This window comes from Amycolatopsis oliviviridis, from assembly GCF_014654365.1.
Classification (GTDB): Bacteria; Actinomycetota; Actinomycetes; order Mycobacteriales; family Pseudonocardiaceae; genus Amycolatopsis; species Amycolatopsis oliviviridis.
Window position 1 is genome coordinate 101,726 of the sequence record NZ_BNAY01000006.1, and the last position, 11,580, is coordinate 113,305.

Here is an 11,580-nt window from a genome sequence, read left to right on the forward strand (position 1 = left end):
AGGTGGCGATACACCGACGACCGATATGTCACGACGCTCATTGAGGAGGGCCGATGTTGGCTATCGGGCCATGTGCGCCGCCGCCGGGTGGCGCTGCGCAAGGTGACCCGCTGGCGGCCGCGTCGCCCGGCCGGTGGGCGGAGCGGAGCGGCAGCCCGCCGTGTCGGGAACCGGCGAGGCCGCCCAGGCGAGGGGCTACCTACGCTCCCGGCGCGCCGCCCGGCGGCGGCGCGCCCTTGATCCCATAGAGCCAAATTCGGCAAGTCGCGTCCGATCGCCCAGTTTGAGAGACAACCGGTGGAGGCTATTCAGTGGCAATGCCGCAGGACGACCAGGCAGTAACCCAAGTCTTTGTAAGCTATGCACATGACGACGATGCCGTATTAGACTTCGTCGAAAAGTTTGCCAACGACCTTAAGTACTACGCCTTCGCTGATCACGGACGAGAAATTAAGGTTTTCGTCGACAATCAATCCATCATCTGGGGCGAAGAATGGCGCGCAAAAATCTATGATAGCGTCAAGGGCGCTTCCGCGTTCGTACCTCTTGTAACAATGAGATACCTCGCAAGTCCAATGTGCCGCGAAGAGCTACAACTCTTTGTCGAGTCGGCGCAAAATCTAGGCGTCAAGGAGCTATTTCTTCCAATTGTTGTGCTTGGCCACAAGATGATCACCGAGGATAGCGACAACTTAGCCACCCGTCACGTGGCCAGTCGTCAGTACATTAAACTAAAAGATGCCGTCCTGGATGGCACAACTTCTTCCACGTGGCGAAAAGCGTTAGTTGAGATCGCTAGCAGGCTAGTAGACGGCATTGAGCGCGCCGAGGAGCACCTGACACAAGGCGCGGAACAGCTTGCCGACGAATCAACTCCAACGAGGGCAGGAAATCCGGACACCCGGCCAGATGACGCACCAGGCTTACTGGAGGTCTATGAAATCGCCGTAGAGAACGTCAACAGGTTCGGACCCCTCTTAGCCTCATTTTCGGCAATCTTGGTCGAATTCAAAGAAAAAGTAGACAAACTCCAAAAGCGCGCCCCGAAAGCAGGCGGCAATATTGACCAGCAAGCACTTCTTCGCTTTGCCAACAATTTTTCACCTAGGGCAGTTGAAGCCGAATCACTAGCTAACGAATTGGAGAGAAGTGCGACTCAAGCAGACCAGAGCATCCGCGAAGTTCACCGCATGTTGTCCCAATATGGTAGCGATCAACAAAAAGAGGAATTTAGCGCAGACGTCAACGGCGCAGTCGAAGCGATGGCGCTAATCGCAGAGGCTCAGCGCGGGGCGGATGAAGCCTTAAAGCAATCGAAGTCAATTGAAATTCTAAATGTTCCCGTACGCGCCGCCCTTAAGCCACTGAGAAACGGTTTGAACTCTACAAGTGCCGCACTAAGGACAATGCTTTCATGGAGAGAACTGGCAGATTTCACCTAGTCCAAGGAATATATCTTGTCGGTGCGACATGAGCGCTCCTATTGACCTATGCTCGAACCTGCGAGCAACCCCGCCTCGCTGTTAGCCTGGGGGTATGCGTGGTGCGGGTGATCAGCTCAGCATCGGGGAGCGTATTGCCTTCTACCGGCGGCGGCGTGGTCTGTCGCAGGCGGTTCTTGCTGACTTGGTGGGCCGGACTGAGGACTGGCTGAGCAAGATCGAGCGCGGTGAACGCGAGATCCGGCGCCTGGACGTGTTAGCTGACGTCGCGCGAGGCCTGCGGGTAACGCTGGGCGACCTCCTCGGCGAACCCGTGCTCATGGAGGACGAGGACAAGAACGACGACGTCCCGGCCATCCGAGACGCACTCATGGCCCCTCGACGCCTCTCACGCACCCTGTTCTCCTCGGCCATGTCACCCGAGTACATCGATCCCGCCCCTGTGGCTCAGCTGGTGGAAGGTGTCTGGTCCAGCTATCAGAAGGGCGACCTCGGCCGAGTCGTCGCCGCGCTACCGGGCCTGATCAAGACCAGTCAGGGCATGGAGTCCGCCTCAGCCGATGACGCGGCCTACCGGCGGGCCTGCGCAGCGGTGTCAGCCCGCGTCCACCACCTGGCCGCGACCACGCTGAGCAAGATCGGTGAAGCCGACCTCGCGTGGATCGCGGCAGAACGCGCCATGCAAGCGGCCGACGAGGCAGACGACCCACTGGTCCTGGCCTCCGCTGCCCGTTCCGGAACTCACGCGCTCCTGGCTGTCGGCCGGTTCGACGACGCGCTTGAGCTAGGCGACGTGGCCGCGAAGTGGCTGGTCCCGAGGATGCGCGACGGTGATCCGGCCGCGCTGAGCCTCTACGGAATGCTCTACCTGCGGACGGCCGTCGCCGCTGCTCGGCAACAGGACCGGTCGACGGCGAACGAGCTGCTGTCTCACGCAGGCCGCGCGGCTGATCAGCTCGGCGCGGACGCGAACCACTGGCAAACGGGCTTCGGCCCGGCCAATGTCGAGCTGCACCGCCTGTCGGCGGCGCTGGATCTGGGCGACATTTCGCAGGTGATCGAGTCGGCCCCGAGGATCAGCGTCGACCACCTGCCCGTGGAACGCCAGGTCACGCACCTGATCGACTTCGCACGGGCGTTGAGCCTGGTCGCGAAGGATGATGAGGCGTTGTCGGCGTTGCTGACGGCGGAGCAGAAGGCGCCGGGGATCGTCCGGCACAGTACGGCGGTGCGGGAGGTCGTGCGGTCGATGTATCGCCGTGCTCCGGCGACGGCTGGTAAGAAGTCCTCGCCGTTGTTGGCGTTGGCTGAGCGCTGCGGCGCGGTGAGGTAGGTCGGGTGGCGTCGCGTGTTCTGGGCCTGGTGGGCTCGGGTGCTGGTGGTGTTGAGGACCTTCTTCCGCGCGTGATCCGGCCTCTTCAAGCGGACGGCTGGACGGTCGCGGTGACCTTGACCCCGACGGCTGGGCGCTGGCTGGACGAGAACGGCGGCCGCGCTGAGATCGAGGAGGTCACCGGGTTCCCTGTCCGGGTTGAGCCGCGCTCGCCGGCCGAATCCAGCCCGCATCCGGCCCCGGACTGCTACCTGGTCGCGCCCGCCTCGGCGAACATGGTCGCCAAGCTCGCGATGGGCATCGCCGACAATCAAGCCCTGACGCAGGTCAACGAGGCCATCGGCACACTCAACCTGCCGGTCGTCGTCTTCCCGCGCGTGAACGCCGCGCACGCTCGTCACCCGTCCTGGGAAACCCACCTCGACGCGCTGCGGCGTGCTGGCGTGCGTCTCGTGTACGGGGACGACGTGTGGCCGCTGCATGAACCGCGGAGCGCTCCGGGCCGTGAGCTGCCCTGGTCAGCGGTGCTTTCCGCGGTGAACGAGGCCGTTCCTCTCCCCTGCTAGTACCTACCCGGACAGTTTGTCCGGGGTGAGGCTCCTCACTGGGTGTCTCCTGTGTCCAGCGCGCCCGACCGGGCTCGCCGAGACCGAGACATCGGGAGAGCACACATGGGCATTCACGTGGTGATTCAGCCCCTCGTCGGCTACGGCGCGGCGGTGGTTTCACCATCTCCTGGCGTTCGTCAGCTCGTCGCCGGAAGTGAAGAGACCTCCTTCATCGTCCAGGTGCCCGCCCGTATCGGCGGCCTGATGGACACCGCACGGTTCGCGCAGAGTCTCGCGGCCGCTGCCAGCGAGTTCAGCGAGTGGTGCGAAACCCAGCACCGAACGCGCTCGCATTCCTCTTCCTTCACCGATCACTGGTCCGACGCTGCCGACGAAACCGTCACGCGCAAGAACGACTGATCACACGACATAGGAGCAACAAATGGCTATCTACAAGGGTTTCCGGTTCCCCATCGAGTTCGACGAAGCGTTCGGTCAGGGCTTGGTCATGGTCGGGGAGGTGTCGCCGGACAACGAGTACCAGTCGCGAGAGGACCGGTCTTCGGGTCGTCCGGCTCGTCAGCGCGTCGACGAAGTGACGGGCAAGCGCCAGTGGAAGGTCACGGTGACCGACCCGGACGAGGTCAAGGCGAAGCGGGCGTCGTTCGAGATCACGTTGCTGGCCGATGTGCAGCCGGTGCCGACCACGTCGGAGGTGCTGCCGGGCATGCGGCCGATCGAACTGGAGGGCCTGACGGCTGAGCCCAAGGTGGCCGGTCAGGGCGAGTTCAAATACCAGTCCTACCTGTTCCGCGCGACCGGCTTCAAGGCCGCTGCTTCGGGTGGGGCGTCGAAGTCGTCGCGGACCTCGGGCGCTGCTGAGTCGACGCCCAAGGCTGCGTGATGCCGGGCGGGGTGCCGGGGAACCGCCGTGTGGCCGTGGTTCCCCCGCACCTGGTCCAGGCGTGGGAGATGGCCTATCGCCACTACAGCGCGCTGACGGCCAGGGCAGCATCCGGCGCTGATGCTTTGGCGGCTCATGACTTGGCCGTCGCCTCGGTCGCGGTGGCGTCGTCCTGGCGAGACCTGGCCGCTCATGTCCAGTTGCCGTGGTGGGTTCTCGCGGCCGTGACGGCTGCGGCGGAAGGTTTCGAAGAGAACGCGCGGTCGTGGGAGATGCGCGCTTACAGCGAGGAAGGGCAAGGCCGTGGCGTTCAACGCGATGTGGAAGCCGGGGCCGCAGGCGGTCGCGGGAATGCAGGGCAATGGTTCGGCGAACCCGGCTCTGGTGATCTACCTGGATCCGGACAGCCTGGCGATCCTGCCGCCGTCCGACCCGGCCGTGTGGCCGGAATTCGTCCGGCTCCTTCGCCAAATCCGCGACAGCGCGGACGAACTGGCCGTCTTCCTCGACAAGCACAAGGCGGTGCGCAATGACGACGCCCGGCCGGAATGAGCCGCAAACCCTCCAGGAGGCACACGCGCTCGTCTCGGCTCGCAGGCCGAAACGGGAGGCGAGCCTGGAGACGTGGCTGAAGTTCCATCAGGCCAACGCCCGCGCGTATCAGGCGGCGTCCGATGTGGACCGCTGGCACCACCACGAACTCAAGTACTGGGTGGGCTACGAGGAGCGAAAGGCCAGGGAGGTGGCCGCGCAGATCCAGAAGGAGAAGTCGCAAGTCAGCTGAAAACTGAATGACAGAGCGAAAAACGCACGTGGGGACGTGCGGCGTACAAACACGTCCCCAAACGCTTTTCTTGTCCTGTAAGGCGCAGAAGCGGAATCCGGCTACCAACCTTGCCGCTCCTGCGCTGTCCACAACCTCTGGAAGTGAACAATGACAACGCTAAACGATGGCAACAAGCGACCGCTAGACGGGGTCACCCGAACGCGCTGCACGGTCTGTAAGCGGTTCGCCAAGCTGCTGCCCGGCGAGACGGAATGCGCCCCCTGTCAGGGAATGCTGCCGCTGGATCTGACCGGTGGTGGTCGTCGATGAACACGAACGGGATCGGTGTCCTTCTCATCGGCGGCGGAGTGCTCGGCGTGGTGGTGTGGTTGCTGCACAAGATCGGTCGCGCGCTCGCCACGATCTTGGAAGTCCTGGCGGCGGCCGCACTGGTGTTCATCGCCCTCTGGTGGCTGCTCAAGTCCTTGCTGTGGCTGGGAAAGCAAGTCATCACGCGCTGGCGGACCAGTCTCACCGTGGTGGCGATCATGGCGTGGTGGCAGTACCTCGGGTGGCTGTCCCTGGCGATCGTGACAGCCTCGGTCGTCGCCGTGCTGGCGTCGTGGCGGCTGCTCGACGTCGTGTCCTACGACCACCACTGCGGCCGGTTCCTGCGCTCTTGGTGGATGCGCTGGGCGGTCTACGCGCGCAAGCTCCCGGCCTGGCTGCACGCCTGCGGGCTGAGCATCCGGGACGAGACGCTGCCGGTGGAAGTGACGGTGAACCTGGTCGGCCGTCGACGGTTGCTGTCCCGCAAGGCCGCCTCGGCGTCACGGGCCGTTCAAGTGCCGAAGGTCCTCAAGGTCCGGTCTGGGCCGTCGTGGGATGAGGTGCGGGTGCAGCTCGTTCCGGGGCAGAAGCCCGAGGACTTCGACGAGGCCGCGCGGGCGCTGGCGGTGGCGCGCAAGGTCAAGCGGTGCCAGGTCCGGGAACTGGAGCCCAACGTGGTCTCCATCGACTTCCAGCGCCGCGACCTACTCAAATCCGCGGTGACCTCCCTGCCGGTTCCTGACCTGGTCTCCCCCGATGGGCTCGGCGTGGATCTGCGGCATGTGTGGTCCGGGACCACGGAGTACGGCTCGGACTGGCGGGTTCCGCTGGTCGGCTCGGGAGCGCACTGCCTGACCGCTGGCGCGACCGGATCGGGCAAGAACTCGGTCATGTGGTGCCCGCTGGTGTCGGCCGCACCCGCGATCCGGTCCGGTGTGGTCCGGGTGTCCGGCATCGATCCCAAGGGGATGGAACTCGCCTACGGACGCGGGATCTTCGCCCGGTACGCGGTGACCGGTAAGCAGGCGCTCGAACTCCTCGACGGCCTGCTTGAGGAGATGGAAGCCCGCAAACACGAGTTCGCTGGACGCGTGCGCATGATCCCGATCAGCGTCGAGCATCCGCTAGAGGTTCTGGAGTTCGACGAGATCGGCGCGCTGACCAAGTACACCGACCGCAAGACCCGTGACGCGATCGTGGAAAAGGTCGCGCTCCTCACCACGCAGGGCAGGGCCTTGGGGATCACGGTGCGCGGCTACGTCCAGGAGCCCACAAAGGACACCGTCCCGGTTCGTGAGCTGTTCCCGCGCCGTGTCTGTCTGCGGGTGACCTCGAAGACGCATGTCGGGATGGTCCTCGGTGACGGCGCGTACGAACGCGGTGCGTGGGCGAACCGGATCGGCGATTCCGAAGCGGGGGTCGGCTACGTCTGGGGCGAAGGCGTCCGCGAACCCCTGCGCGTCCGGGCCGGATGGGTCGCCGACGAAGAGATCAAGGCGCTGGAGAACTACGTGACCAACTGTGGCGCTCACGTAGTTGGACTCTCCGAAGGGAGGGCAGCGTGAACCGGCTCATGGTCTTCCTCGACGCAATCCGCGACCACCTCGACTCGTTCGCGCTGCCTCCGACCGCGTCGGTTCGGGTTGGGGTGGGTCCTGATCCGATCACGGTGCAGCTCGACTCTGACCGCCTGGAGGACGTAGCCCGTGGGCTGCTCACCTGGGCTGCCTCGCTTGACGACGTGACGGCTTCGCTGTGGCGTCCTGCGGGCGGCGGGTCGGTGCACCTGGAACCCAGCGGTCGAACTCCCTGCGGCATCCCGGTGGTCGTCTACGGCAGCGTCTGGTTCGACGAAGCCACCTTCCCGGACCTGCCTGCGGGGATGCGGCAAGAGATGCCGGTGTTCGTCCTGCGGCAGTGGAACACGCCTGGAGAGGTGGCCGCCTGATGAGCACCGAGGAATCCGCGGTGACCATGCCGGCCAAAACTCGGGCCGCCCGGATGCGGGAACCGCTGGCGTCGGACGTGGTGAAAGCGACCGCTGAGAAGCACGGGGTCTGTGTTCGGCCGTTCACGATGGAGGTCGGGGACACCGACACCGGAGAGCTTCGCTACGTCCCCGTCCCGTGTGGCTCGACAGTGGAATCGGTGTGCCTGCCGTGTGCCCGAAAAGCGAAGGCGCTGCGACAGGTCCAGTGCCGCGAGGGCTGGCATATCGACACCGAACCGGACTTCACCCCAGAACCACCGACCGAGACCCAAACAGAGCTGTTTGCGTTCCGGGCTGACCTCGTCGCCGCTTACCGGCAAGAGACGGACCAGGCCGAAGCCGACGAGCTGCGGGAGGAGATCCAAGGCGTCGACGAGGAACTTCGGCAACTCGGGATGCGTGGCCGTCTCCCGTCGATCGACCTGCCGACGAAGCGGGCGGTGAAGCGGTCGACGAAGCGGCGGCAGGACGCGCCGAACCTGCCTCGACGGAAGGTCGCGAAGACCACGCTCGGCCGCGAGTACGCCGGACGGTTTCGGCCGTCGATGTTCGTCACGCTCACCTGCGACACCTACGGCCCGGTCCGGTCAGATGGTGCCCCGGTGAACCCATCGACTTACGACTACCGGCGGGCGGCTCGGGACGCGGTGCACTTCTCGGCGCTGGTGGATCGGTGGTGGCAGAACCTGCGGCGCGTGGTCGGCTGGGACGCGCAGTACTTCGCGACCGTGGAGCCTCAACGGCGGGCGGCGCCGCACCTGCACGCGGCTGTTCGGGGTTCGGTGCCGCACGACGTGATCCGGCAGGTCACCGAAGCGACTTATCACCAGGTCTGGTGGCCCAACCATGACCAGGTCGTCTACGTCGACCGGATGCCGCTGTGGGACGGCGACCGCCGGGTGTTCGTCGACCCAGACACGCGCGAACCACTGACCGACTGGGACGACGCGATAGAGACCGTGGAGGACCCGGCGCACGTAGTCACCTTCGGCCGTCAGGTCCACTCCAAGGGCATCCTCGGCGGGACGGAGGAAGCCGGGCGGCACATCGGCTACCTCACGAAGTACCTCACCAAGTCCACCGGTGAAGTCGTCGAAGCCGACACCGTGCGGCAGAAGGATCACCACGACCGGTTGCACGCGGAACTGTCGGTGACACCGTGCTCGCCTCGCTGCGCAGTGTGGCTGCTGTACGGGATCAATCCCAAGGGAGCCAACGGAAAGACCACGCCGGGGCATTGCAAGGGGCGGGCTCATCGGCGGACCACGCTCGGACTGCCGGGGCGTCGGGTGCTGGTGTCCCGGAAGTGGTCAGGGAAGACGCTCGTCGACCACAAGGCGGACCGGAAGGCGTTCGTCCTGGAGGCGCTGGCGGCGGTCGGGATCGAGAAACCGGCACCCGATCCGGCCCGGCTGGTCTGGCGCAAGGTCGACTCCGGCGATCCGTCTGTGCCACCTCGGGACCACCTGGTCATGCACGCCATCTCCGAACGGATCACCTGGAAAGCCGAATACGACAGAGCGCTACTAGCCGCACAGGATCTTTCGGCAACTCCACTAGCAGCCTGAGGGGGACGACATGGACAACGTGAGCAAGGTGGACCGGCTGTGGTCGGTCGAAGACGTCTCGGCCTACCTCGGCGTACCGGTCAAGACGCTCTACCAGTGGAAATGGCTCGGTGAGGGACCGCCGGTACGGAAGATCGGCCGTCACCTCCGATACGACCCGACCAAGGTCCGTGCCTGGAGCACCGACGAGGCGGCGGCCTGATGGGACACATTCAAGATCGCTGGTACCGCCCCGCCCGTGACAAGGAGACAGGAAAGGTCATCCTCAACGGGCGGGGCAAGCCCGTGCTCGAAAAGACCGACCTGTACGGCATCGGCATGCGGTACAAGGTCCGCTACCTCGACCCCGACAACGAAGAGCGCTCGAAATCCTTTCCAGACAAGCAAAAGAAGCGCGCCGAGAACTTTCTCATCGGCGTCGAGGCCGACAAGCGCGAAGACAAGTACATCGATCCGCGGGCGTCATCGAAGGTTTTCCGCAAGCAGGGTGAGAACTGGCTCAAGGCCACCTCACCTGACCCGGCCACCCGCGAGATTCTGCATAGTCGCCTGGAAAGTCAGATCTACCCGACCTTCGGGCACCTGACATTCGGCCAGATCAAGCCGTCCACCATCCGTGACTGGGTGGGCGACATGGACGAACGGGGCCTGTCGTCGAACTATCAGGTTGTCCTGTTCACCATCGTGTCCGGCGTGCTGGACTCAGCGGTGGACGACAGGCTGATTCGAGAGAACCCCTGTCATGCCAAGACGGTTCGCCGACCTGTTGGCGAAAGCCCGCCGGTGGTCGTCTGGCCGGAGGAGCGAGTACACAAGGTGCGGAAAGGACTCGCCGAACGGTTCCGAATCGCCGTCCCGCTGGGCTCTGGGCTGGGCCTGCGGCAAGGGGAAATCCTCGGGTACTCCCCGGACGACATCGACCGGGACGCGATGGTCGTGCACGTTCAGCGGCAGATCAAGACCGTCAAGGGCGTGATGATGTTCGCGCCGCCCAAGGGCGGGAAGACGCGAACTGTGCCGCTCTCCCCCGCCATGCTCGCCGAGATCGACGACCACGAAGACCGGTTCCCGTCCGTCGCGGTCACGCTTCCGTGGAGGAAGCCAGACGGCGAACCTGTGACGGTCAGGCTCCTGATGACGGGCGAGAACGGACGGCTCTACACCGGAGATCTGTTCACCAAGGTCGTGTGGCAAGGCGCGTTCAGGGCGGCTGAGATCGCCTACCGTGGCCGGGCGGACGGCATGCACGCGCTGCGGCACTTCTTCGCCTCGACGCTGCTGTCTCGCGCCGTGTCGATCAAGGAACTCGCCGAGTACCTCGGCCACTCCGATGCCGGGTTCACCCTGCGGACGTACACGCACCTCGTCCCGTCGAGCCACGAGCGGGCTCGGCAGGCCATCGACGCGGTGTTCGGGCGGCTTGGTGCCCATGACGGCCTGGAGGCGGCCTGATCATGAGCAGCCAGAGCCGCCCGAACTACCGGATCAAGATCGAATCAGCCCTTGAGCAGGGCGCGCGCCATGACCATGCGCTGGATCTGGTTGGTGCCTTCGTAGATCTGGGTGATCTTCGCGTCGCGCATCATGCGCTCCACCGGGAAGTCGCGCGTGTAGCCCGCGCCACCGAAGAGCTGCACGGCGTCGGTGGTCACCTGCATCGCGATGTCCGACGCGTACGCCTTCGCGGCGGCGGCGATGTAACCGCCGCGCTTGTCGCCACGCTCGGTCGCCGCGGCGGAGGCGTAGACGAGGTTCCGGGCGGCCTCGATCTTGATGCCCATGTCGGCAAGCATGAACTGGACGCCCTGGAACTCCGAGATCGACTTCCCGAACTGCTTGCGCTCCTTGACGTACGCGATGGACGCGTCGAGCGCGCCCTGCGCGATGCCCAGCGCCTGCGCGCCGATGGTCGGGCGGGTGTGGTCGAGGGTGCGCAGCGCGGTCTTCAGGCCGGTGCCGGGCTCGCCGATGATGCGGTCGGCCGGGATGGTGCAGTTCTCGAAGTGGATCTCGCGGGTCGGCGAGCCCTTGATGCCGAGCTTCCGCTCCTTCGAGCCGACGATGAAGCCGGGGTCGTCCTTGTGCACGACGAACGCGGAGATGCCGTTGGCCTTCTTCTCGGCATCGGGGTCGGTCACCGCCATCACGGTGTACCAGGACGATTCACCCGCGTTGGTGATCCAGCACTTGGTGCCGTTGAGCACCCAGTGGTCACCGTCGAGCTTCGCGCGGGTGCGCATCGAGGCGGTGTCCGAGCCGGCTTCGCGCTCCGAAAGCGCGTAGGACGCCGAGGCCTCACCGGAGGCGATCGAAGGCAGCACGAGCTTCTTGAGGTCTTCCGACGCCGAAAGGATGATCGGCACCGTGCCCAGCTTGTTCACCGCCGGGATCAAGGACGCCGACGCGTCGACGCGCGCGACCTCTTCGATGACGATGCAGGCGGCGATGGCGTCCGCGCCCTGGCCGTCGTAGGCCTCTTCGATGTGGACGGCGTTGAAACCCGACTTGACCAGCGCGTTGTACGCCTCGATCGGATAGCGCTCGTCCTCGTCGACCTCGGCCGCGTAGGGCTCGATCTCCTTCTCCGCGAGGGCACGCACCGCGGCCCGCAGCTCCTCGTGCTCCTCGGCAAGCTGGTACAGACCCGGGCCGTCAGACACCTTCGTCACCTCTTCTAAGCGCGTTTGGGAGTTTGTCCG

The 11,580-nt window shown here is 65.1% G+C and carries 13 protein-coding genes; 12 read left to right on the forward strand and 1 reads right to left on the reverse strand.

Annotation, left to right across the window (positions count from 1 at the left end):
- The first annotated feature begins 317 nt into the window (after positions 1–317).
- The 12 genes from IE302_RS25650 (at position 318) to IE302_RS25705 (ending at position 10,333) form a co-directional block, all read left to right on the forward strand.
- The gene (locus IE302_RS25650) at positions 318–1,442 is read left to right on the forward strand and encodes a toll/interleukin-1 receptor domain-containing protein (protein ID WP_191257036.1); all 1,125 of its coding nucleotides are present in this window, start codon (positions 318–320) and stop codon (positions 1,440–1,442) included.
- 94 nt (positions 1,443–1,536) lie between these two features.
- Complete coding sequence (locus IE302_RS25655; protein WP_191257037.1) at positions 1,537–2,775, forward strand: helix-turn-helix domain-containing protein; 1,239 nt, start codon at positions 1,537–1,539, stop codon at positions 2,773–2,775.
- A 5-nt stretch (positions 2,776–2,780) separates the two neighbouring features.
- Positions 2,781–3,341 (forward strand): flavoprotein, encoded by a 561-nt coding sequence (locus tag IE302_RS25660; RefSeq protein ID WP_191257038.1) that lies wholly within the window; start codon positions 2,781–2,783, stop codon positions 3,339–3,341.
- Between the two features lie 105 nt (positions 3,342–3,446).
- Positions 3,447–3,743 (forward strand): hypothetical protein, encoded by a 297-nt coding sequence (locus IE302_RS25665; protein ID WP_093935085.1) that lies wholly within the window; start codon positions 3,447–3,449, stop codon positions 3,741–3,743.
- Between the two features lie 22 nt (positions 3,744–3,765).
- A complete protein-coding gene (locus IE302_RS25670) occupies positions 3,766–4,227 on the forward strand; it encodes a hypothetical protein (RefSeq protein ID WP_093935086.1) in 462 nt (153 codons plus the stop codon).
- Between the two features lie 303 nt (positions 4,228–4,530).
- On the forward strand, positions 4,531–4,779 hold the full coding sequence (locus IE302_RS25675; RefSeq protein WP_191257039.1) for a hypothetical protein: 249 nt from the start codon (positions 4,531–4,533) through the stop codon (positions 4,777–4,779).
- Complete coding sequence (locus tag IE302_RS25680) at positions 4,757–5,011, forward strand: AMED_5909 family protein (RefSeq protein WP_191257040.1); 255 nt, start codon at positions 4,757–4,759, stop codon at positions 5,009–5,011. Before IE302_RS25675 ends, IE302_RS25680 begins: the two co-directional genes overlap by 23 nt.
- A 308-nt stretch (positions 5,012–5,319) precedes the next feature.
- Complete coding sequence (locus tag IE302_RS25685; RefSeq protein WP_191257041.1) at positions 5,320–6,888, forward strand: FtsK/SpoIIIE domain-containing protein; 1,569 nt, start codon at positions 5,320–5,322, stop codon at positions 6,886–6,888.
- The gene (locus tag IE302_RS25690) at positions 6,885–7,271 is read left to right on the forward strand and encodes a hypothetical protein (protein WP_191257042.1); all 387 of its coding nucleotides are present in this window, start codon (positions 6,885–6,887) and stop codon (positions 7,269–7,271) included. The genes IE302_RS25685 and IE302_RS25690 overlap by 4 nt, the downstream gene beginning before the upstream one ends.
- Complete coding sequence (locus IE302_RS25695) at positions 7,271–8,881, forward strand: replication initiator (RefSeq protein WP_191257043.1); 1,611 nt, start codon at positions 7,271–7,273, stop codon at positions 8,879–8,881. The genes IE302_RS25690 and IE302_RS25695 overlap by 1 nt, the downstream gene beginning before the upstream one ends.
- Positions 8,882–8,891: 10 nt before the next feature.
- Positions 8,892–9,083, forward strand: a complete 192-nt coding sequence (locus IE302_RS25700) for a helix-turn-helix transcriptional regulator (RefSeq protein WP_044854561.1) — start codon at positions 8,892–8,894, stop codon at positions 9,081–9,083.
- On the forward strand, positions 9,083–10,333 hold the full coding sequence (locus IE302_RS25705) for a tyrosine-type recombinase/integrase (RefSeq protein ID WP_191257044.1): 1,251 nt from the start codon (positions 9,083–9,085) through the stop codon (positions 10,331–10,333). The genes IE302_RS25700 and IE302_RS25705 overlap by 1 nt, the downstream gene beginning before the upstream one ends.
- 44 nt (positions 10,334–10,377) lie before the next feature.
- Here IE302_RS25705 and IE302_RS25710 read toward each other — a convergent pair whose 3' ends face one another.
- Positions 10,378–11,550, reverse strand: a complete 1,173-nt coding sequence (locus IE302_RS25710) for an acyl-CoA dehydrogenase family protein (RefSeq protein WP_191257045.1) — start codon at positions 11,548–11,550, stop codon at positions 10,378–10,380.
- Positions 11,551–11,580: the final 30 nt, after the last annotated feature.

Coding starts and splice junctions, on each gene's coding strand:
- IE302_RS25650 (WP_191257036.1), top strand. CDS start 318: ATGCCGCAGGACGACCAGGCAGTAACCCAAGTCTTTGTAAGCTATGCA.
- IE302_RS25655 (WP_191257037.1), top strand. CDS start 1,537: ATGCGTGGTGCGGGTGATCAGCTCAGCATCGGGGAGCGTATTGCCTTC.
- IE302_RS25665 (WP_093935085.1), top strand. CDS start 3,447: ATGGGCATTCACGTGGTGATTCAGCCCCTCGTCGGCTACGGCGCGGCG.
- IE302_RS25670 (WP_093935086.1), top strand. CDS start 3,766: ATGGCTATCTACAAGGGTTTCCGGTTCCCCATCGAGTTCGACGAAGCG.
- IE302_RS25680 (WP_191257040.1), top strand. CDS start 4,757: ATGACGACGCCCGGCCGGAATGAGCCGCAAACCCTCCAGGAGGCACAC.
- IE302_RS25685 (WP_191257041.1), top strand. CDS start 5,320: ATGAACACGAACGGGATCGGTGTCCTTCTCATCGGCGGCGGAGTGCTC.
- IE302_RS25695 (WP_191257043.1), top strand. CDS start 7,271: ATGAGCACCGAGGAATCCGCGGTGACCATGCCGGCCAAAACTCGGGCC.
- IE302_RS25700 (WP_044854561.1), top strand. CDS start 8,892: ATGGACAACGTGAGCAAGGTGGACCGGCTGTGGTCGGTCGAAGACGTC.
- IE302_RS25705 (WP_191257044.1), top strand. CDS start 9,083: ATGGGACACATTCAAGATCGCTGGTACCGCCCCGCCCGTGACAAGGAG.